The organism is Ruegeria sp. HKCCA0370, from assembly GCF_013033705.1.
GTDB lineage: Bacteria > Pseudomonadota > Alphaproteobacteria > Rhodobacterales > Rhodobacteraceae > Ruegeria.
This window is the reverse complement of the sequence record NZ_WQEP01000002.1, coordinates 318,657-335,865: the sequence shown is the minus strand read 5'-3', so window position 1 is coordinate 335,865 and position 17,209 is coordinate 318,657. Positions and strand designations below refer to the sequence as shown.

General features: G+C 56.4%; 29 protein-coding genes. 7 read left to right on the top strand and 22 right to left on the bottom strand.

Annotated elements, in window-relative coordinates; translation table 11 throughout:
* The first annotated feature begins 10 nt into the window (after window positions 1–10).
* The 3 genes from rplC to GOW31_RS07960 are packed head-to-tail and all read left to right on the top strand — an operon-like array spanning window position 11 to window position 1,643.
* Entirely contained in the window at window positions 11–736 is a 726-nt protein-coding gene (gene rplC, locus GOW31_RS07970; RefSeq protein ID WP_152459170.1) for a 50S ribosomal protein L3, read from the top strand.
* Window positions 733–1,350 carry a 50S ribosomal protein L4 gene (gene rplD / locus GOW31_RS07965; RefSeq protein WP_152459169.1) on the top strand — a complete coding sequence of 206 codons (618 nt, stop codon included), beginning with the start codon at window positions 733–735 and terminating at the stop codon, window positions 1,348–1,350. Before rplC ends, rplD begins: the two co-directional genes overlap by 4 nt.
* Window positions 1,347–1,643: a 50S ribosomal protein L23 gene (locus GOW31_RS07960; RefSeq protein ID WP_068348029.1), complete on the top strand. Its 297-nt coding sequence runs from the start codon at window positions 1,347–1,349 to the stop codon at window positions 1,641–1,643. Before rplD ends, GOW31_RS07960 begins: the two co-directional genes overlap by 4 nt.
* 92 nt (window positions 1,644–1,735) lie before the next feature.
* On the opposite strand, the gene GOW31_RS07955 is transcribed toward GOW31_RS07960, so the two are convergent.
* Window positions 1,736–2,173: a MarR family winged helix-turn-helix transcriptional regulator gene (locus tag GOW31_RS07955; protein ID WP_371813728.1), complete on the bottom strand. Its 438-nt coding sequence runs from the start codon at window positions 2,171–2,173 to the stop codon at window positions 1,736–1,738.
* A gap of 101 nt (window positions 2,174–2,274) precedes the next feature.
* Here GOW31_RS07955 and GOW31_RS07950 point away from each other — a divergent pair, with 101 nt between their 5' ends.
* Complete coding sequence (locus GOW31_RS07950) at window positions 2,275–2,856, top strand: YceI family protein (protein ID WP_171169127.1); 582 nt, start codon at window positions 2,275–2,277, stop codon at window positions 2,854–2,856.
* Between the two features lie 38 nt (window positions 2,857–2,894).
* The gene (locus tag GOW31_RS07945) at window positions 2,895–3,575 is read left to right on the top strand and encodes a hypothetical protein (protein WP_171169125.1); all 681 of its coding nucleotides are present in this window, start codon (window positions 2,895–2,897) and stop codon (window positions 3,573–3,575) included.
* Between the two features lie 215 nt (window positions 3,576–3,790).
* Here GOW31_RS07945 and GOW31_RS07940 read toward each other — a convergent pair whose 3' ends face one another.
* The 13 genes from GOW31_RS07940 to rpmC all read right to left on the bottom strand — a co-directional run bounded on the left by GOW31_RS07940 (window position 3,791) and on the right by rpmC (window position 9,099).
* Window positions 3,791–3,952 (bottom strand): DUF1127 domain-containing protein, encoded by a 162-nt coding sequence (locus GOW31_RS07940; protein WP_224859333.1) that lies wholly within the window; start codon window positions 3,950–3,952, stop codon window positions 3,791–3,793.
* A 360-nt stretch (window positions 3,953–4,312) separates the two neighbouring features.
* Window positions 4,313–4,696 (bottom strand): hypothetical protein, encoded by a 384-nt coding sequence (locus GOW31_RS07935; RefSeq protein WP_152459163.1) that lies wholly within the window; start codon window positions 4,694–4,696, stop codon window positions 4,313–4,315.
* 117 nt (window positions 4,697–4,813) lie between these two features.
* Window positions 4,814–5,002, bottom strand: coding sequence for a 50S ribosomal protein L30 (gene rpmD / locus GOW31_RS07930; protein WP_008757946.1), 189 nt, complete (start codon window positions 5,000–5,002; stop codon window positions 4,814–4,816).
* Window positions 5,003–5,014: 12 nt separating this feature from the next.
* Complete coding sequence (gene rpsE / locus GOW31_RS07925) at window positions 5,015–5,584, bottom strand: 30S ribosomal protein S5 (protein ID WP_170419378.1); 570 nt, start codon at window positions 5,582–5,584, stop codon at window positions 5,015–5,017.
* A 115-nt stretch (window positions 5,585–5,699) separates the two neighbouring features.
* Window positions 5,700–6,059 carry a 50S ribosomal protein L18 gene (gene rplR, locus GOW31_RS07920; protein WP_152459162.1) on the bottom strand — a complete coding sequence of 120 codons (360 nt, stop codon included), beginning with the start codon at window positions 6,057–6,059 and terminating at the stop codon, window positions 5,700–5,702.
* An 11-nt stretch (window positions 6,060–6,070) separates the two neighbouring features.
* Window positions 6,071–6,604, bottom strand: coding sequence for a 50S ribosomal protein L6 (rplF, locus tag GOW31_RS07915; protein WP_152459161.1), 534 nt, complete (start codon window positions 6,602–6,604; stop codon window positions 6,071–6,073).
* Between the two features lie 11 nt (window positions 6,605–6,615).
* Window positions 6,616–7,008, bottom strand: coding sequence for a 30S ribosomal protein S8 (gene rpsH, locus GOW31_RS07910; protein WP_068340741.1), 393 nt, complete (start codon window positions 7,006–7,008; stop codon window positions 6,616–6,618).
* A 13-nt stretch (window positions 7,009–7,021) separates the two neighbouring features.
* Window positions 7,022–7,327, bottom strand: coding sequence for a 30S ribosomal protein S14 (gene rpsN, locus GOW31_RS07905; RefSeq protein WP_010437098.1), 306 nt, complete (start codon window positions 7,325–7,327; stop codon window positions 7,022–7,024).
* A 19-nt stretch (window positions 7,328–7,346) separates the two neighbouring features.
* The gene (gene rplE / locus GOW31_RS07900) at window positions 7,347–7,907 is read right to left on the bottom strand and encodes a 50S ribosomal protein L5 (RefSeq protein WP_152459160.1); all 561 of its coding nucleotides are present in this window, start codon (window positions 7,905–7,907) and stop codon (window positions 7,347–7,349) included.
* Window positions 7,900–8,211, bottom strand: a complete 312-nt coding sequence (rplX, locus tag GOW31_RS07895; RefSeq protein WP_152459159.1) for a 50S ribosomal protein L24 — start codon at window positions 8,209–8,211, stop codon at window positions 7,900–7,902. The genes rplE and rplX overlap by 8 nt, the downstream gene beginning before the upstream one ends.
* A 2-nt stretch (window positions 8,212–8,213) precedes the next feature.
* Window positions 8,214–8,582 (bottom strand): 50S ribosomal protein L14, encoded by a 369-nt coding sequence (rplN, locus tag GOW31_RS07890; RefSeq protein WP_039523372.1) that lies wholly within the window; start codon window positions 8,580–8,582, stop codon window positions 8,214–8,216.
* Window positions 8,583–8,657: 75 nt separating this feature from the next.
* Window positions 8,658–8,888, bottom strand: coding sequence for a 30S ribosomal protein S17 (gene rpsQ / locus GOW31_RS07885; RefSeq protein WP_152459158.1), 231 nt, complete (start codon window positions 8,886–8,888; stop codon window positions 8,658–8,660).
* A 4-nt stretch (window positions 8,889–8,892) separates the two neighbouring features.
* Window positions 8,893–9,099, bottom strand: coding sequence for a 50S ribosomal protein L29 (gene rpmC, locus GOW31_RS07880; RefSeq protein WP_093965352.1), 207 nt, complete (start codon window positions 9,097–9,099; stop codon window positions 8,893–8,895).
* A 341-nt stretch (window positions 9,100–9,440) separates the two neighbouring features.
* On the opposite strand from rpmC, the gene GOW31_RS07875 reads away from it, so the two are divergent.
* Entirely contained in the window at window positions 9,441–9,884 is a 444-nt protein-coding gene (locus tag GOW31_RS07875) for a GFA family protein (protein WP_171169123.1), read from the top strand.
* A gap of 77 nt (window positions 9,885–9,961) precedes the next feature.
* Here the strand turns inward: GOW31_RS07875 and GOW31_RS07870 are convergent, their stop codons facing one another.
* The 8 genes from GOW31_RS07870 to ettA form a co-directional block, all read right to left on the bottom strand.
* Complete coding sequence (locus GOW31_RS07870) at window positions 9,962–10,582, bottom strand: 2OG-Fe(II) oxygenase family protein (protein ID WP_171169121.1); 621 nt, start codon at window positions 10,580–10,582, stop codon at window positions 9,962–9,964.
* A 234-nt stretch (window positions 10,583–10,816) separates the two neighbouring features.
* Window positions 10,817–11,230, bottom strand: a complete 414-nt coding sequence (rplP, locus tag GOW31_RS07865) for a 50S ribosomal protein L16 (protein ID WP_117872242.1) — start codon at window positions 11,228–11,230, stop codon at window positions 10,817–10,819.
* Window positions 11,231–11,242: 12 nt separating this feature from the next.
* A complete protein-coding gene (gene rpsC / locus GOW31_RS07860) occupies window positions 11,243–11,953 on the bottom strand; it encodes a 30S ribosomal protein S3 (protein ID WP_117872244.1) in 711 nt (236 codons plus the stop codon).
* On the bottom strand, window positions 11,953–12,333 hold the full coding sequence (gene rplV, locus GOW31_RS07855; RefSeq protein WP_039538267.1) for a 50S ribosomal protein L22: 381 nt from the start codon (window positions 12,331–12,333) through the stop codon (window positions 11,953–11,955). Before rplV ends, rpsC begins: the two co-directional genes overlap by 1 nt.
* Before the next feature lie 3 nt (window positions 12,334–12,336).
* Window positions 12,337–12,615 carry a 30S ribosomal protein S19 gene (gene rpsS, locus GOW31_RS07850; RefSeq protein ID WP_068348022.1) on the bottom strand — a complete coding sequence of 93 codons (279 nt, stop codon included), beginning with the start codon at window positions 12,613–12,615 and terminating at the stop codon, window positions 12,337–12,339.
* Window positions 12,616–12,618: 3 nt separating this feature from the next.
* The gene (gene rplB / locus GOW31_RS07845; protein WP_008757664.1) at window positions 12,619–13,461 is read right to left on the bottom strand and encodes a 50S ribosomal protein L2; all 843 of its coding nucleotides are present in this window, start codon (window positions 13,459–13,461) and stop codon (window positions 12,619–12,621) included.
* 380 nt (window positions 13,462–13,841) lie between these two features.
* Window positions 13,842–14,771 (bottom strand): hypothetical protein, encoded by a 930-nt coding sequence (locus tag GOW31_RS07840; RefSeq protein ID WP_171169119.1) that lies wholly within the window; start codon window positions 14,769–14,771, stop codon window positions 13,842–13,844.
* 133 nt (window positions 14,772–14,904) lie between these two features.
* Window positions 14,905–16,572, bottom strand: coding sequence for an energy-dependent translational throttle protein EttA (gene ettA / locus GOW31_RS07835; RefSeq protein ID WP_171169117.1), 1,668 nt, complete (start codon window positions 16,570–16,572; stop codon window positions 14,905–14,907).
* Between the two features lie 136 nt (window positions 16,573–16,708).
* Here ettA and GOW31_RS07830 point away from each other — a divergent pair, with 136 nt between their 5' ends.
* Entirely contained in the window at window positions 16,709–17,179 is a 471-nt protein-coding gene (locus GOW31_RS07830) for an MOSC domain-containing protein (protein WP_171169114.1), read from the top strand.
* Window positions 17,180–17,209 lie beyond the last annotated feature (30 nt).

Here is a 17,209-nt window from a genome sequence, read left to right as displayed (position 1 = left end):
GGGTATGAGAATGCGCTCTGGTATTATCGCAAAAAAAGTTGGCATGACCCGCCTGTTCATGGAAGACGGCAAGCAGATCCCTGTCACCGTTCTTCACCTGGACAACCTGCAGGTCGTTGCACAGCGCACCGCTGACAAAGACGGCTACACCGCCGTTCAGCTGGGCGCCGGTGCCGCCAAGGCGAAACGCACCTCGAAGGCCATGCGCGGCCACTATGCCGCTGCCAAGGTCGAGCCCAAGCGTAAGCTGGCCGAGTTCCGCGTCTCCGAAGATGGCCTGATCGAAGTGGGTGCCGAGATTTCGGCAGAACACTTCCTGGAAGGTCAGAAGGTTGACGTATCGGGCACATCGATCGGTAAAGGCTTTGCCGGTGCGATGAAGCGCCACAACTTCGGTGGTCTGCGCGCCTCGCACGGTGTTTCGATCAGCCACCGTTCGCACGGTTCGACCGGTCAGTGTCAGGACCCGGGCAAGGTGTTCAAAGGCAAGAAGATGGCCGGTCACATGGGTGCTGCCCGTGTAACGACCCAGAACCTGGAAGTCGTCAAAACCGACGCCGAGCGTGGTCTGGTCTTCATCAAAGGCGCCGTTCCCGGACCGAAATCGGGCTGGGTCACCGTCAAAGACGCCGTGAAGAAGAAAGCACCGGAAGGCCTGCCTTTCCCGGCTGCTGTGAAATCGGCTGCATCTGATGCACCTGCGGAAGAAGCTCCCGCGGAAGGTGGTGAAGCATGAAACTTGATGTAATCAAACTGGACGGCGGCAAAGCCGGCGACATCGAGCTGAACGCCGATCTGTTCGGTCTCGAGCCGCGTGCGGACATCCTGCACCGTGTGGTCCGTTGGCAGCGCAACAACGCGCAGGCCGGCACCCACAAGGTCAAGACCCGCTCGGAAACCAGCTACTCGACCAAGAAGATCTATCGCCAGAAGGGCACCGGTGGCGCACGCCATGGTGACCGCAACGCGCCGATCTTCCGCAAGGGTGGTATCTACAAGGGCCCGACTCCTCGTTCGCATGGCCACGACCTGCCGAAGAAGTTCCGCAAGCTTGGCCTGCGCCACGCTCTGTCGGCAAAAGCCAAAGCAGGTGAACTGGTTGTGATCGAGAGCGCCGAAGCCGAAGGCAAGACCGCCGCTCTGGCCAAACAGGTTGCAAACCTGGGCTGGAAACGCGCTCTGGTCATCGACGGTGCGACCGTGAACGAAGGTTTCCTGAAGGCGTCGCGCAACATCGAAGGTCTGGATATCCTGCCGTCGATGGGTGCAAACGTTTATGACATCCTCAAGCGTGACACCCTGGTGCTCACCAAAGCGGCTGTCGAAGCACTGGAGGCTCGTCTGAAATGAGCGCGAAGGCAGAACACTACGACGTGATCCGCAAGCCGATCATCACTGAAAAGTCGACCATGGCGTCCGAAAACGGCGCGGTTGTCTTTGAAGTGGCGATCGACAGCAACAAGCCGCAGATCAAAGAGGCCGTTGAGGCACTGTTTGGTGTGAAGGTCAAAGCGGTGAACACCACCGTGACCAAAGGCAAGGTCAAGCGGTTCCGCGGCCAGTTGGGCAAGCGGAAAGACGTCAAGAAGGCCTATGTGACCCTGGAAGAGGGTAACACCATCGACGTGACCACCGGTCTCTGATCGGACCCGTTGTTTAGAAAATCAGAACCCCCGCGCGAGCGGGGGTTTTTTTGTTTGGCACAGACTGTGTACTCTGCGCCCTTAGCGGCTTCCTATTCAGCTTGCTTGCGCGCGGTTTCGATGAAGGCCTGCCAGTCATCCGACTTGCCAAAGGCGCGCATCTTTTCGTGCAGCAAGGGGCCGTAGATTTCCCACATACGTTTTCGCAGCTCTTTCCCCTTGTCGGTGATCTTCAGGACTTTACCCCGCCGGTCACCGTCAAAGGACACAAATGTGATCAGTCCTTCTGCAACCAGGCGCCTGCTCAAATGGGACAGGTTTGATTGCTCGAATATGGTGTCCTGCGCCAGCTCGTAGGGGCGCAGTTGACCACCGTGCCGCTCGAGGGACCAAAGGATGTCGTACCATTTCAAAGGCGGCAGGCCAGCGTCTTTCAGGGCGGCACTGATTTCAAACTGGATGAGCCGTGTCGTCCGGTTCATTGCAACCCAGATGTCGGTTTCCAGCGATGTTGGCAGATCACTCTTCACAACTTCGTGTTCTCCTTGATTCCGATTGCGGTTTGTTGCGCGTTCAATTAGATGAAAATTCAACTAATATCCAGCCCCTACCGGATGAAAGGAACTCGGCCATGAGCTTTAACTCTATGATTGCTGCCGCCGCCCTGACCGTTGCCGTGGCACCTGTCTATGCGCAGACCTACAAGACTGACCAGGGGCATACAGAAGTCCGGTTCAGCTGGAGCCATGCAGGGGTGTCCACCCAGCATGGCGAATTCACCAAAGTCGAAGGTGTGCTGGATCTGAACGCGGATGATGTCGAGGCATCGACACTGAACGTGACGATCGACACAAACAGCCTGTCCTCGGGGTTTGGGCCTTTGGACGATCACCTTAAGTCGGCGGATTTTCTCGAGGTCGAAACCTATCCGGAAATCACTTTCGCCAGTACGGGAATTGAACGGACGGGCGACACCACGGCGGATGTGACCGGCGACCTGACCATTCATGGAGTAACCAAACCCGTGACCCTGAACGCCACGCTGACTCACCAAGGCCCGCATCCGCTGGGCGGTGCCATTGAATACTATCAAGGCGACTGGGTGGCGTTCTCGGCCGAAGCTGAGATTGACCACACGGAGTTTGGCGTCGGACCATTCTCAACCGGGCCGATCACCATCCTCATCGACACCGAGATGAAGGCTGACGGGTAAGAATGGTAAGTCAGCCCGCTGGCGCTACATTGAATGCTATGGCTGACTCAAAGAACACACCGCAGCATGGAAATAAGCAGCACACATTGCTACGACGCTTGCTAGGTGGTTTCGCGACCTCGGCAGTTCAAACCGACGAGGTCGCTTTCGTCTCTGATCCAACGGCTGAACGTGAGCAGGTGCTGGCGAAGATGCGCGCGTTTAACGGTGAGCCGTATTTCCAGATAGCCGATGAAAAGCTGGGGCTCTTGTCGGTATTCGATGATCTGAAATACGATCGGGCGGATGTGGACATGATCTCTCCGGCGATGCGTAAGCATGTTGTCACCAAGCTTGGTCCGCTGGGGTTTCGACAGATTTCCGGCACGGTACTGGAGCACGTGAAAGCCGACATGCGTGTACATATTCCAAAGTTCCACGCCCTCGGCGCGTCGCCCTTTGACATTACGCGCTACACAGACAAGCGCGCTCAGGATTATTGCCTGCTGACCCCGACGCAGGTGGCTTGCCAGTTCATCGATCACTATGTGCTGGACGACGCCGTGCAGCGGATCGAAGCGCTTGTTAAAAAGCACCCAATCAATCTGCTAAAGCTGGCGGATTATCTGGAAGGCAAACCCAAGCACCGTGCGTTTCGAGAAGTTCTCGGCCATATCAAGCTCAAACAGCGGATTGCAGTGGAGTCTGAACCACTCTGCCGCAGGCGGTCTTTGGGGTAGGGCGTCAGAAGGCCAGGGGTCAGGGAAACGTATGTTGCGGGAGCCCACGGTTGGAAAGCGCCGTAGAGCCGGATTTTAGCTCCGTACAGCGGCATTGTGATCTTCAGTGGGCCTATCCTGCTGTTACGCGTCTACTGGTCGTGCTGTGAGCCAACGCGTGATACAAAAAAAGGCGCCATTCGGCGCCTTTGTGTCTTGCTGCGGATTATCCGCGATTAAGAGCAGTAAACATGTTTGTGCGCAATATCTGCGATGTCGCAGCGGCGGATGCCGATGTCATCCAGTTCGCGGTTGGTCAGGCTTTGCAGTTCGCGGTATGTGCGCTGATATTCAGCGGCCCGTTTGCGTGCGGTTTTGATCCGTTCGATCATGTCCATGATCCGGGTGCCGAAGTTGAAGCCGGTATTTGTCAGTGTTGCGGTTGTCATTTCTGTGTTCCTTTCTCAAATCAGGGCGAATTCCCTGACGTTACCTTTTGTGTTCCTTGTTTGGACAAGGCTGAGATAGGGCTAATAGTTATCGCTAACAATACAGGTTTCGGTCTAGCCGCTATGCGTTTTCGGTATGACAAAGGTTGATCCCAACGCAATACGGATCGCGCAAGACATTCGGAATATTATGTACTTGCGTCAGAAGCACTCAGAAACTGCCGTAAGGGCGCTTCTCCTATTGAACGCAGGCCGTGTGGCAGTGCTAACGCCTTGCGATAAAGCTGTACGAAATGCCCTAAAAACCGACTATTTCCTAATCTTCCCCTCGTATCGCTCTTTTTGTTCATTAACCAGAATCAGTTTGCCGTTGTTCACGACGTAAAGATCAAACCGAGGGTTTTGATATCCAATGCAACGCATCCCGTTGTCATAGAATTTGTATGAGTTTGCTTTCCATGTTTGGCCATCCCTTTTGTAGGAATAGGTTCCGTCGGAAAAATATGTTTCTGTGTCTTTGCCAGTGTAAACGACTTTGCGTCCCGCAAGGTTGTTTTGGAGCCAGGCTGCATTCACTTTCTGGTCGCCGTCTGAGAAATAGCTTTTCGAAAGTTTTGGAGCCTTGTTAGGGCAGGCTGCGTGCGCTGAGACACCAATGGCCGTCGCGCAAAGCGCGGATAGGAACAGTTTCATCTTTTCTCACTCTTTAATCAAAATGGATCAAAACGATACGTCAGACGCAGTTAAACGCAAGAAAAAACGCCCCTGAAAAATATCAGGGGCGTTTCGAACTCTGCGAAGATTTAGCGATTAGCCGCGTTCTTCGATGATCTCAACCAGATGCGGGATCTTGTTGACCATGCCGCGGACCGAAGGAGTGTCTTCCAGTTCACGGGTTTTGTGCATCTTGTTCAGGCCCAGACCGATCAAGGTAGCGCGCTGTTCAGCGGGGCGACGGATCGGGGAACCGATTTGCTTGACGACGATGGTTTTTGCCATGGGTCGCTCTCCTTATGCTTCTGCTTCAGCAGCAGCCGGTGCTTCGTCCCGCTTGGGCAGGATGTCGGCAACCTTTTTGCCACGACGCTGTGCAACCGAACGCGGGCTTTGCTCTTTCTGCAGGCCGTTGATGGTAGCACGGATCATGTTGTACGGGTTCTGCGAGCCCAGCGACTTGGACACAACGTCCTTTACGCCCAGCATTTCGAACACGGCACGCATCGGACCACCGGCGATGATACCGGTACCTTCAGGTGCGGTGCGCATAACCACTTTACCGGCGCCGTGACGGCCCTCGATGTCGTGGTGCAGGGTCCGACCTTCGCGCAGTTGCACGCGGATCATCTGACGCTTGGCTTGTTCGGTCGCCTTGCGGATGGCCTCGGGTACTTCTTTCGCTTTACCCTTGCCAAAGCCCACGCGGCCTTTCTGATCGCCGACAACCACCAGAGCGGCGAAGCCAAAGCGCTTACCACCTTTTACGGTTTTCGACACGCGGTTGATCGCAACCAGACGATCTGCAAATTCCGGTGCTTCCTCACGGTCGCGGCCACGGCCCCGACGGTTTTCACGTTCTGCCATTTGGCATCCCTTTTCTCATGTGGCGCATACGGCGCCGTTTCTTCAATCCAAGTGAGCCCCGACTGTTGCCGAGGCCCCCGGATCATCGGGGCGGATCGAAACCCGCCCGCAGGTCTTAGATCTTCAGACCACCTTCACGCGCAGCGTCGGCCAGAGCCTTCACCTTGCCGTGGAACAGGAAGCCACCACGATCGAAATAGGCCTCTTCGACGCCTGCCTTCTTGGCACGCTCTGCAATGGCCGCGCCGACTTTGGTCGCCGCATCGATGTTGTTTTTGCCAACAACGCCTAGATCCTTTTCCAGGGTCGAGGCCGAGGCCAGGGTCACGCCACGTACGTCGTCGATCAACTGAACAGAGATGTTCTTGTTCGAACGGTGTACGGACAGACGCGGACGACCCGCGTTGACCTTGCGAAGTTTGTTCCGAACGCGCAGGCGGCGCTTCAGAAACAGGGTTCTTTTGCTGTTTGCCATTGTGTTCGTCCTTACTTCTTCTTGCCTTCCTTGCGGAAGATGAACTCGCCCTTGTAGCGGATGCCTTTGCCTTTGTAAGGCTCGGGGCGGCGCCACTCGCGGATTTTCGCCGCGGTTTCGCCCACCAGCTGCTGGTCGATACCTTCCACAACGATCTCGGTCTGCTTCGGGGCGGTGATGGTGACACCTTCCGGAGCAGTGAAATCAACATCGTGGCTGTAGCCCAGGTTCAGCTTCAGGGTGTTGCCCTGCATCTGAGCCCGGTAACCAACACCCTGGATCTCCAGCTCTTTTTTGAAGCCGGTTGTCACACCGGTTACCAGGTTGGCAACCATGGTGCGGCTCATGCCCCATTGCTGACGAGCGCGTTTGGACATGCCGCGGGGGTCGATCTTGACCACGTTGTCTTCAACCGACAGCGTTACGTCGTCGGTGGCGGTAAAGCTGCGGGTGCCTTTCGGACCTTTCACTTCGATGGTCTGACCCGACACAGTGGCGGTAACGCCGCTGGGCAGCTCGACCGGTTTTTTACCAATACGAGACATTGCAGACCTCCTTAGAAGACGGTGCAGAGCACTTCGCCGCCAACATTGTTGGAGCGAGCGTTTGCGTCCGACATCACACCTTTCGGAGTGCTGACAATCGACACACCCAGACCCTGACGGACCTGCGGGATGTCATTGACGCCCATGTATACGCGACGGCCGGGCTTCGAGACCCGCTTCAGTTCGCGAATGACAGGGGTGCCTTCGTAGTATTTCAGGCTGATTTCGATGGCCGGATGACCGTTTTCACCGGTCGTTTTTTCATAGCCACGGATGTAGCCTTCGTCCGCCAGCACGTCCAGAACCCAACCGCGCAGCTTAGAAGCCGGGGTGGAAACGGTGGACTTGCCGCGCATTTGCGCGTTGCGGATACGGGTGAGCATATCGCCGATAGGATCATTCATATCTATGTCTCCCTTACCAGCTCGATTTCACCATGCCGGGGATCTGACCAGCAGAACCCAGCTCGCGCAGCGCGATACGGCTGACCTTCAGCTTACGATAGTAAGCGTGGGGACGACCTGTCAGCTGACAGCGGTTGTGCAGACGAGTGGCCGAGCTGTTGCGCGGCAGCTTCGCCAGTTTCAGGCGCGCCTTGAAGCGCTCTTCCATCGGCTTGCTCTCGTCATTCGCGATTTCTTTCAGCTCGGCACGCTTTGCGGCATATTTGGCCACCAGGCGTTCGCGCTTCTTTTCGCGTTCGATCATTGCTTTTTTAGCCATGTCTCAATCCTCCCGGCGCTTATGCGTTGAACGGCATGTTGAACGCTTTCAACAGTGCCTTTGCTTCAGCGTCGGTTTTCGCTGTGGTGGCAATTACGATATCCATGCCCCAGACCTCGTCGACCTTGTCGAAATCGATTTCCGGGAAAACGATGTGCTCTTTCATGCCCATGGCAAAGTTGCCCTGACCATCGAAAGAAGGCTTTACACCGCGGAAGTCACGAACGCGCGGCAGCGCGATGGTGATCAGACGATCCAGGAATTCGTACATCCGGTCACCACGCAGGGTCACTTTTGCGCCCAGCGGCATGTCCTCACGGACGCGGAAGCCCGCGATCGACTTCTTCGCCTTGGTTGCAACGGCCTTTTGACCGGCAATCGCAGTCAGATCCTCGACCGCAGCTTTCGCTTTCTTCGAGTCTTTGACGGCCTCGGCACCACAGCCGATGTTCAGAACGATCTTCTCCAGCTTGGGCAGCTGCATGTCGTTCTTGTAACCGAACTCTTCTTTCAGAGCGGCACGGATGGTTTCAACGTACTGAGTTTTCAGACGCGGGGTGTAGGTTGCGTTATCAAGCATCGATTACGTCCCCTGTGGTCTTGGCGAAGCGGACCTTCTTGTCACCTTCCATGCGGAAGCCAACGCGGGTCGCTTTGCCGTTCTTGTCCAGCAGTGCCAGGTTCGACAGGTCGATCGGGTTTGCCTGAGGCAGACGACCACCTTGCGAGTTCTGCGACTGGCGGGTGTGACGGATGGCGATGTTGATGCCATCAACAACAGCTTTTCCGGCTTTGGGGTCAACCGAGGAAATGGTGCCCTCTTTGCCCTTGTCCTTGCCGGCCAGCACGACGACCTTGTCGCCTTTGCGGAGTTTAGCAGCCATGATTACAGCACCTCCGGAGCCAGCGAGATGATTTTCATGAAGTTCTTGCCGCGCAGTTCACGAACAACGGGGCCAAAGATACGGGTACCGATCGGCTCGTTGTTGTTGTTCAGGATGACGGCGGCGTTGCGATCGAAACGGATCGCGGTGCCGTCTTCGCGACGGACTTCCTTGGCGGTGCGTACGACGACGGCCTTGCGGACGTCACCTTTCTTCACGCGACCGCGCGGGATGGCTTCCTTCACCGAGACGACAATGATGTCGCCGACGGAGGCGTATTTACGCTTGGAACCACCCAGGACCTTGATGCACTGAACTCGGCGAGCGCCGGAGTTGTCAGCGACATCCAGATTGGTCTGCATCTGGATCATGTGGTTTCTCCCGACCTGTGGGGGCTGGTCTTGTTAGTTCCCCCAGGGTTTCGACAAATGGAAAATTCTGGGGGCTTACGCCTCCAGAACCTCCCAACGTTTCGTCTTCGATTTCGGCGCGCATTCGATGATGCGTACAGTGTCGCCGACCTTGAAGGCGTTCTTTTCGTCATGAGCCCGGTATTTCTTGGACTTACGAACGGTCTTGTGCAGCAGCGGGTGCTTGAAACGGCGTTCAACCGAAACAGTCACGGTCTGCTCGTTGGCGTCGCTGGTTACTACTCCGGACAGGATACGCTTGGGCATGGGATTACTCCTCCGATGCCGCAGCAGCGGCCTTTTCGTTCAGAATGGTTTTGACGCGGGCAGCATTGCGGCGGGCCGCTTTGATGCCGGCTGTGTTTTCCAGCTGACCGGTTGCCTGTTGAAAGCGCAGGTTAAAGCTTTCTTTCTTCAGGTTGGCCAGTTCCTCGCGGAGCTGGTCCGGGGTCTTTTCACGCAGTTCTTGGGCGTTCATCGCCTTTTTCCTTTGCTCAAAACACCAGAAGGCCCCGTACACGGGTCACCTTGGACCTGGTGGATGAATGATAGACATGCGAATCCCCCGACTCAGCCGGGGGACACGCAGGATGACGCCGTATAAGGGTTTAGGGAGTGGGGGGCAAGGGAAAGTTTGACGTCTTCTTTAAGGCGAGGGAATTGGATGCTCTCGGTCGCCGAACGGGTTACCAATCACGAAACTTCCGCGAAGTATTCCTCATCCAAACTCAGGCCAAGGTCTGTATTGCCAACGGGCCGCGTTCGGCGCCCAATAGAACAGGCCCACAAAGGTTTGAAGTTCACAGAGGAGGTAAGAAAATGACCAGCCCTTATTCAGGAGGATGTGAACACGTCAAGATAGTCGCGACGGCAGAACCGATAGACAACCATGAATGCCACTGTGATGTCTGTAAGTCCGTGACCGGACAGCACACAACCCATGTTGCGTTCTTTAACTACACAGACCTGTCAGCAGGCCCCGAAGATAAGATGAACCGTCAACCATTCAACGCCAACAATCCCGATGGCCCTTTAGAGCTTTGCACCTGTTCTGAGTGCGGGGCCGCGCTGATGCTGGATGATAAGCAAAAACGCATACGCGTGGCTGTACCCAACGTGATGGGGTATGATGACAGCAAGTTTCCTGCAGCGACTTACCACGCGTTTTACGATGACAGCAAAGGGTACCCCAAGCCTGATGACGGACGACCGGTATATGAAGCGTTCCGTCCAGAATTTTCTTGGCCTTCACCTGCCGCCTGACAGGGCTTTCGTTCATTCTGGGCGGAGTGCTAACGGTGTTCGCCTGCATTCAAGATGCCGTTATTCGGTGGGAGCGTTCAGTCCCACCGATAGTTAAAACTGACAGATATCCGCTCTTCCTCGGCCATGTTCATCGGGACCTCGTGGCGAAGCCAGCTTTCCCAAAGCAGGACATCCCCCACCTGCGGTTTCATGTAGATGAATGGCTGCAAATCCCGCCGCCCGCCTTTCAGGCGCGTCGGCGCGGCCATCATGCGGCCTGAACGGGGGTCCTCCAGTTTCAGCGCGCTCGCCCCTTCGGGCATCGCTACATACGTCGTGCCCGAGATCACACTGTGCGGGTGCAGGTGGCTGGAGTGCATCCCGCCCTCGGGCAGAATGTTGATCCACAGGTCTTCCAGCTTCAGCTCGCCCTCTCCCAGATCAAACTCCAGATCCTTGGCAAAGGCTGCGACATGCTGGTCCAGTGCAGTGACCAGATCGGCGAAGATCGGGAAACGCCAGGGCAGATCGGTCAGCGAGGCATAGCTGGTGTAGCCGGGATAGCCGTTTTCCTCACACCACTCCTGCCCGGCCTCGTCATCCTCGGCGATGACAAGGCAGGAGTTTTCCAACTCTTCCGCATCGATCGCGGGACCGAGCTCGGACAGGGCTGCGCGATAAAGACGGGTTACGAAGAGTGATTCAATCTGTGCCATAGCGCCCTCTTAACCCAGCTTCATCGCGATTGCGATGGCTCATTTGCGAGGCTCTGCCTCGCGCTCCAGGATATTTTTTGCCAGATGAAATCCGGATCCCCTGCTTCATCTGGCGCTAAATATCCCGGGGGAGTCGCGGCTTGCCGCGGCGGGGGCAGCGCCCCCAAATGATAACCCCCGCCGGTTTCCCGACGGGGGTCAATTTTGTCACGAGCGGGGAAACCCCCGGATCGCTTACCAGTCTTCGCGAACCACGACGCGGGTCTTGATCGGCAGCTTCATCGCGGCAAGGCGCAGGGCCTCGCGGGCGATGTCGTCATTGACGCCGTCGATCTCGAACATCACGCGGCCGGGCTTGACCTTGCAAACCCAGCGGTCCACCGAACCCTTACCTTTACCCATACGAACTTCGATCGGCTTTGCAGTGACCGGAGTGTCGGGGAAGATACGGATCCAGACACGACCCTGACGTTTCATGTGACGGGTCATGGCACGACGTGCAGCTTCGATCTGACGTGCGGTGACGCGCTCGGGTTGCAGGGCTTTCAGACCGTAGGTGCCAAAGTTCAGATCAGAGCCGCCCTTGGCTTCGCCCTTGATCCGGCCTTTGTGCATCTTGCGGAATTTAGTACGCTTTGGTTGAAGCATATCTTTCCCTCCTTAGCGACGACCGCCACCAGCACCACGAGGTGCAGGGCCGTCCTGGAGTTCCTGTGCTTTACGGTCACGTGCCTGCGGATCGTGCTCCATGATCTCACCTTTGAAGATCCAGACCTTGATCCCGATGATCCCGTAAGGAGTCATCGCTTCGGCATGTGCGTAATCGATGTCGGCACGCAGGGTATGCAGAGGCACGCGGCCTTCGCGATACCATTCGGTCCGTGCGATTTCGGCGCCGCCCAGACGGCCAGCGACGTTCACCCGGATACCCAGGGCGCCCATGCGCATGGCGTTCTGAACCGAGCGCTTCATTGCGCGACGGAACGAAACACGACGTTCCAGCTGCTGAGCGATCGACTCGGCAACCAGCTGCGCGTCAAGCTCGGGCTTGCGCACTTCGACGATGTTCAGGTGCAGTTCGCTGTCGGTCATACCAGCAAGCTTTTTGCGCAGAACTTCGATGTCTGCACCTTTCTTGCCGATAATGACACCCGGACGTGCGGTGTGGATCGTTACGCGGCACTTCTTGTGCGGACGTTCGATGATCACACGTGCAACACCGGCCTGCTTGCACTCTTTCTGAATGAACTCACGGATCTTGATGTCTTCCAGCAGAAGATCACCGTAATCCTTGGTGTCAGCGTACCAGCGGCTGTCCCAGGTGCGGTTGACCTGAAGGCGCATGCCGATCGGATTGACTTTATGTCCCATTAGGCTTGCTCCTCAACTTGACGCACCTTGATGGTGATCTCCGAGAACGGCTTCATGATCTTGCCGAAACGGCCACGGGCACGCGGGCGACCGCGCTTCATGACCAGGTTCTTGCCAACCCAAGCTTCGGCGACGATCAGTTCGTCAACGTCCAGGTTGTGGTTGTTTTCGGCATTCGCGATTGCGGACTGCAGGCACTTCTTGACGTCCTGCGCGACACGCTTGTTCGAGAAAGTCAGGTCGGTCAGAGCCTTCTCGACTTTCTTGCCGCGGATCATTTGCGCAACCAGGTTCAGTTTCTGCGGGCTGGTGCGAAGCATGCGAGTTTTCGCCATTGCTTCGTTTTCAGCCACGCGGCGGGGGTTCTTTTCCTTGCCCATGACTTACTTCCGCTTCGCTTTTTTGTCTGCGGCGTGACCATAGTAGGTACGAGTTGGCGAGTATTCACCGAACTTCTGACCAATCATGTCTTCCGTGACGTTTACCGGGATATGCTTCTGGCCATTGTACACACCAAAGGTCAGACCCACGAATTGGGGCAGAATGGTGGAACGACGCGACCAGATCTTGATGACTTCGTTGCGGCCCGACTCGCGCGCTGCTTCGGCTTTTTTCAGCACATAAGCATCGACGAAAGGACCCTTCCAAACAGAGCGAGACATAGATTAACGTCCCTTCTTCTTGGCGTGCCGCGAGCGGATGATCAGCTTCTGGGACGCTTTGTTCTTGTTGCGGGTACGCTTACCCTTGGTGTCCTTACCCCACGGTGTAACCGGTGTACGGCCACCCGAGGTACGACCTTCACCACCACCGTGCGGGTGATCGATCGGGTTCATTGCAACACCACGAACCGACGGACGAACGCCTTTGTGGCGCATACGACCGGCTTTACCGAGGTTCTGGTTCGAGTTGTCGGGGTTGGACACGGCACCAACGGTGGCCATGCATTCCTGACGGACCATGCGCAGCTCGCCCGAGCTCAGACGGATCTGAGCGTAGCCGCCATCGCGACCAACGAACTGAGCGTAAGTACCGGCCGCACGTGCGATCTGACCGCCTTTGCCAGGCTTCATCTCGATATTGTGGACGATGGTACCAATGGGCATGCCCGAGAACGGCATTGCGTTGCCCGGCTTGATGTCGGCCTTGGCAGATGCCACGACTTTGTCACCAACAGCCAGACGCTGCGGAGCCAGGATATAGGCCTGCTCGCCGTCTTCGTATTTTACCAGTGCGATGAATGCGGTCCGGTTCGGGTCGTATTCGATCCGCTCGACGGTTGCCGCGACATCAAATTTGTTCCGTTTGAAGTCAACGATCCGGTAGAGACGCTTTGCGCCACCGCCGCGGCGGCGTGAAGTGATCCGTCCGGTGTTGTTCCGGCCGCCCGATTTGGTCAAACCCTCAGTGAGAGACTTGACCGGACGTCCTTTCCAAAGCTCCGAACGGTCGATCAGCACCAGCCCGCGCTGGCCCGGCGTCGTCGGCTTGTACGACTTGAGTGCCATGCTTTCTGTCTTCCGTTTAGCAAGTGCGAGGGGGTTCCCCGCTATGTGAGAGGCCCCCGTAGGTGCCAAGGGTATAGGGCCCCGAAGGTCCCCGGTTCAAAATATCTAAGGCCCCGGAACGAATCCGAGGCCGCAAGATTGGGTGCGTTTAGCAGTGTTGGGGCCGGGTGACAAGAGAGAGTGTCAAACTTCTTCTGTGGCCGTGAAAACCGCACGTAATTTTGACGTGGTTTTGCCGCTTGTATCAGCATTTGTCGATTTTGTCAGGTATCTTGCGATGGTTTCAGTCGGCGAAGAAGGCCGCGCCGTTGCGTTCATCCAAAGGTTTTCAGCCCTGAGCGTTGCGAGAGATTGGTTGGAAAGTTATCCCTCTTCGCCTTTTAATCTACGAACACCACGCGAATGAATTTCTTCAAACGAAGAACCCAAAACAACATAAATGCAAGCCAGGCTATCGCGAAGATAATGGTGTTTGTTGCTTTCCAATCGATTCTTTTGGTGATGTCCTTGGGGTCAATCTCATACAAGTAACCGGAAAAAACGACCGTTTCCGGTGTATCGCATTTGGTATATGCCGTCTCGGCTGGGGGAAAGCCTTGGTCTTCTGGTGGAATAGGCATTCCGTCCAGAAATATTCCCCTTTCTTCCTCGAACCTTGCGATATTTTCGTTGTTGTCCAGAATGAGCAGCGAGTTTTGAGTGCAATTCGACAGAATGGAATAATCATTCTTGTTGATTTGGTCGTAAGACAGTGCGGTTCCGAGTAGGCTTATTCCTGTAATGAAACCAATCTGAAAAACCGCAAATTTGTTTATGCTTTCTTCTCGCAGGGATCGAAACAGAAGATAACCCATGAACACCGCAATATGAAAAACGATAACAAAATAAAGCACGGTGAATATTTCGAAAAATGGTCTGCTTTCGGACTTGAACAAAATGTAGAGAGAAACGAGCCCGCATATTAGACAGAACGACCGAGAGAACTTTAGCTGATGATCCATGTCGACCATGCTGTCATCGGACACCTCGGTCAGGTTTGTCGTCGTGGCCAAGTGCCCGGATGCTTTGGCGTTGTGCCGTACAACCTCGGGTGGGCGGTACAAAAAGGACAGCACGACCGTACAGGCAATCACGCAGTAAATTGGAATATGGTACATCCATCCAAATGGGCTCTCAAACAGGTTGTTCTGAGGTAACAGCAAGCACGTCAGAATTGCGACAGATACCAGCACATAGGGTGATTTGTTTGGCCGCAGATAGTCCAGAAATGGCATCAGGGGTGCAGCAAGTGCGGTGATGGGTTCTGCCATAACAATACTCAAACAAAGGAATTGCAATTAGAGTATCAAATTTGCCTGGCTTTGAGAATAACGGTAAAAAAACAGGCCGCTTGGTATTCCAAGAGCGGCCTGTATTGGTCATCAATTTATTTCTCTGGGGCGTCTACCGCGCAAACTTTTTGTGCTTCAACCGCTTGGGCTCCAGCGCATCCGGTCCCAAACGGCGCTTTTTGTCCTCTTCGTAGTCCTCGAAGTTGCCCTCGAACCATTCCACATGGGCATCACCTTCAAAGGCCAGGATGTGCGTACAGATCCGGTCGAGGAAGAAACGATCGTGCGAGATCACCACGGCGCAGCCGGCGAAATCGACAAGCGCATCTTCCAGCGCGCGCAGGGTTTCGACGTCCAGATCGTTGGTCGGTTCGTCCAGCAGCAGGACGTTGCCGCCCTCTTTCAGCAGGCGGGCCATGTGGACGCGGTTACGCTCACCGCCTGACAGCAGAGAGACCTTTTTCTGCTGGTCGCCGCCCTTGAAGTTAAAGGACGAGCAATAGGCGCGGGAATTGACCTGCGCGTCGCCCAGCTGGATGATCTCGGCGCCGCCGGTGATCGCCTCCCAGACGGTGTCGTTGTCGTTGAGGTCGTCGCGCGACTGATCGACATAGGACAGCTGCACCGTGTCGCCGTATTCGATCGTACCGGCATCGGGCTTTTCATGGCCGGTGAGCATTTTGAACAGGGTCGACTTACCGGCGCCGTTGGGTCCGATCACGCCGACGATGCCACCGGGCGGCAGGCTGAACGAGAGATTTTCGATCAGTTGCTTGTCGCCCATGTGCTTGGCCAGCCCATTGACCTCGATCACCTTGCTGCCAAGGCGCGGGCCGTTGGGGATGACGATCTGGGCGCGGGTCAGCTTTTCGCGTTCGGACTGTTCCGCCAACTCGTTATAGGCGTTGATCCGGGCTTTGGATTTGGCCTGACGCGCCTTTTGACCCTGACGCATCCATTCCAGTTCGCGCTGAAGCGTCTTCTGCTTGGATTTGTCTTCGCGGGCCTCTTGCTCAAGCCGCTTGGCCTTTTGTTCCAGCCACGAAGAGTAGTTGCCTTCGTACGGAATGCCACGACCGCGGTCCAACTCGAGAATCCAGCCGGTGATGTCATCCAGGAAATAACGGTCGTGGGTGACGATCAGGATGGTGCCTTTGTAGTCGATCAAGTGCTGTTGCAGCCAGGCGATGGTTTCCGCGTCCAGGTGGTTGGTCGGTTCGTCCAGGAGCAGCATGTCGGGCGCTTCCAGCAGCAGCTTGCACAGCGCCACGCGGCGTTTTTCACCGCCCGAGAGGTTGGCGATGTCGGCGTCGTCCGGCGGGCAGCGCAGCGCCTCCATCGAGACATCGATCTGGCTGTCCAGATCCCACAGGTTTTCCGCGTCGATCGCGTCCTGAAGGGTGGTCATTTCCTCCATCAGTTCGTCCGAGTAGTTCTCGGCGATCTCCATCGCGATCTCGTTGAATCGGTCGACCTTGGCCTTTTTCCCGGCCACGCCCAGCATGACGTTTTCGCGAACGGTCAGGGATTCATCCAGTTGCGGTTCCTGCGGCAGATAGCCGACCTTGGCGCCCTCGGCGGCCCATGCCTCGCCGGTGAAGTCGGTGTCGAGGCCGGCCATGATCTTCATCAGCGTCGATTTACCGGCGCCGTTGACGCCGACGACACCGATTTTCACGCCAGGCAGAAAGCTGAGGTGGATGTTTTCAAAGCACTTCTTGCCACCGGGATAGGTCTTGGTGACACCCTGCATGTGGTAGACATATTGATAGGCGGCCATGTCGCGTCCTCTGGGTCGGGAAATTTGGTTGAAACGCTGGATATCCGAGCGGGACGGGCGGGGCAAGCTGGTGGTATTGTGAATCTCGTCTTTGGGTCGGGCGGCATAGTGTGGGTGCGTTGTAAATGGGGGAGTTATGTCGGAACTGGCCGAATTGATTGCGGGTTGGGCGCAGCCCGGTTGCGTGACTTGGATCGGAGCGCGACCAGAGCGCCGGGCCGAGATGGTGTCACTCGAGGAATCCGTGATTACCGAGGCCGGTCTGATCAGTGACCGCGCCTGCGTTGGCAAGCGGGCGGTGACTCTGATCCAGCAGGAGCATCTGGCGGCGATTGGGTCATATCTGGGGCAGGGGCCGGTTGCGCCTGAAATCCCGCGGCGCAACCTTGTGGTTTCGGGGATCAATCTGACGGCGCTCAAAGGGCGCGAGGTGCAGGTGGGCGAGGCAATTTTGCGCCTCACCGTGATTTGTGCGCCGTGCAGCCGGATGGAAGAAGCGCTGGGCAAGGGTGGCTATTCCTCCGTGCGTGGGCACGGAGGATGGTGCGCCGAAGTCGTGCGACCCGGGCGGGTTCAGCTGGGTGATGTGGTGCAACCTGTTGATTGACAACGCCTCGCAGTTCTGAACATCAGCAGG

What these genes read in the sequence shown, in the direction of transcription:
- rplC (WP_152459170.1), top strand. Translation starts at nt 11, where the DNA reads ATGCGCTCTGGTATTATCGCAAAAAAAGTTGGCATGACCCGCCTGTTC.
- rplD (WP_152459169.1), top strand. Translation starts at nt 733, where the DNA reads ATGAAACTTGATGTAATCAAACTGGACGGCGGCAAAGCCGGCGACATC.
- GOW31_RS07960 (WP_068348029.1), top strand. Translation starts at nt 1,347, where the DNA reads ATGAGCGCGAAGGCAGAACACTACGACGTGATCCGCAAGCCGATCATC.
- GOW31_RS07950 (WP_171169127.1), top strand. Translation starts at nt 2,275, where the DNA reads ATGAGCTTTAACTCTATGATTGCTGCCGCCGCCCTGACCGTTGCCGTG.
- GOW31_RS07945 (WP_171169125.1), top strand. Translation starts at nt 2,895, where the DNA reads ATGGCTGACTCAAAGAACACACCGCAGCATGGAAATAAGCAGCACACA.
- GOW31_RS07940 (WP_224859333.1), bottom strand. Translation starts at nt 3,952, where the DNA reads ATGGACATGATCGAACGGATCAAAACCGCACGCAAACGGGCCGCTGAA.
- GOW31_RS07935 (WP_152459163.1), bottom strand. Translation starts at nt 4,696, where the DNA reads ATGAAACTGTTCCTATCCGCGCTTTGCGCGACGGCCATTGGTGTCTCA.
- rpmD (WP_008757946.1), bottom strand. Translation starts at nt 5,002, where the DNA reads ATGGCAAAAACCATCGTCGTCAAGCAAATCGGTTCCCCGATCCGTCGC.
- rpsE (WP_170419378.1), bottom strand. Translation starts at nt 5,584, where the DNA reads ATGGCAGAACGTGAAAACCGTCGGGGCCGTGGCCGCGACCGTGAGGAA.
- rplR (WP_152459162.1), bottom strand. Translation starts at nt 6,059, where the DNA reads ATGGCAAACAGCAAAAGAACCCTGTTTCTGAAGCGCCGCCTGCGCGTT.
- rplF (WP_152459161.1), bottom strand. Translation starts at nt 6,604, where the DNA reads ATGTCTCGTATTGGTAAAAAACCGGTCGAGCTGCCCAGCGGCGTTACC.
- rpsH (WP_068340741.1), bottom strand. Translation starts at nt 7,008, where the DNA reads ATGAATGATCCTATCGGCGATATGCTCACCCGTATCCGCAACGCGCAA.
- rpsN (WP_010437098.1), bottom strand. Translation starts at nt 7,327, where the DNA reads ATGGCTAAAAAAGCAATGATCGAACGCGAAAAGAAGCGCGAACGCCTG.
- rplE (WP_152459160.1), bottom strand. Translation starts at nt 7,907, where the DNA reads ATGCTTGATAACGCAACCTACACCCCGCGTCTGAAAACTCAGTACGTT.
- rplX (WP_152459159.1), bottom strand. Translation starts at nt 8,211, where the DNA reads ATGGCTGCTAAACTCCGCAAAGGCGACAAGGTCGTCGTGCTGGCCGGC.
- rplN (WP_039523372.1), bottom strand. Translation starts at nt 8,582, where the DNA reads ATGATCCAGATGCAGACCAATCTGGATGTCGCTGACAACTCCGGCGCT.
- rpsQ (WP_152459158.1), bottom strand. Translation starts at nt 8,888, where the DNA reads ATGCCCAAGCGTATCCTGTCCGGAGTAGTAACCAGCGACGCCAACGAG.
- rpmC (WP_093965352.1), bottom strand. Translation starts at nt 9,099, where the DNA reads ATGAACGCCCAAGAACTGCGTGAAAAGACCCCGGACCAGCTCCGCGAG.
- GOW31_RS07875 (WP_171169123.1), top strand. Translation starts at nt 9,441, where the DNA reads ATGACCAGCCCTTATTCAGGAGGATGTGAACACGTCAAGATAGTCGCG.
- GOW31_RS07870 (WP_171169121.1), bottom strand. Translation starts at nt 10,582, where the DNA reads ATGGCACAGATTGAATCACTCTTCGTAACCCGTCTTTATCGCGCAGCC.
- rplP (WP_117872242.1), bottom strand. Translation starts at nt 11,230, where the DNA reads ATGCTTCAACCAAAGCGTACTAAATTCCGCAAGATGCACAAAGGCCGG.
- rpsC (WP_117872244.1), bottom strand. Translation starts at nt 11,953, where the DNA reads ATGGGACATAAAGTCAATCCGATCGGCATGCGCCTTCAGGTCAACCGC.
- rplV (WP_039538267.1), bottom strand. Translation starts at nt 12,333, where the DNA reads ATGGGCAAGGAAAAGAACCCCCGCCGCGTGGCTGAAAACGAAGCAATG.
- rpsS (WP_068348022.1), bottom strand. Translation starts at nt 12,615, where the DNA reads ATGTCTCGCTCTGTTTGGAAGGGTCCTTTCGTCGATGCTTATGTGCTG.
- rplB (WP_008757664.1), bottom strand. Translation starts at nt 13,461, where the DNA reads ATGGCACTCAAGTCGTACAAGCCGACGACGCCGGGCCAGCGCGGGCTG.
- GOW31_RS07840 (WP_171169119.1), bottom strand. Translation starts at nt 14,771, where the DNA reads ATGGCAGAACCCATCACCGCACTTGCTGCACCCCTGATGCCATTTCTG.
- ettA (WP_171169117.1), bottom strand. Translation starts at nt 16,572, where the DNA reads ATGGCCGCCTATCAATATGTCTACCACATGCAGGGTGTCACCAAGACC.
- GOW31_RS07830 (WP_171169114.1), top strand. Translation starts at nt 16,709, where the DNA reads ATGTCGGAACTGGCCGAATTGATTGCGGGTTGGGCGCAGCCCGGTTGC.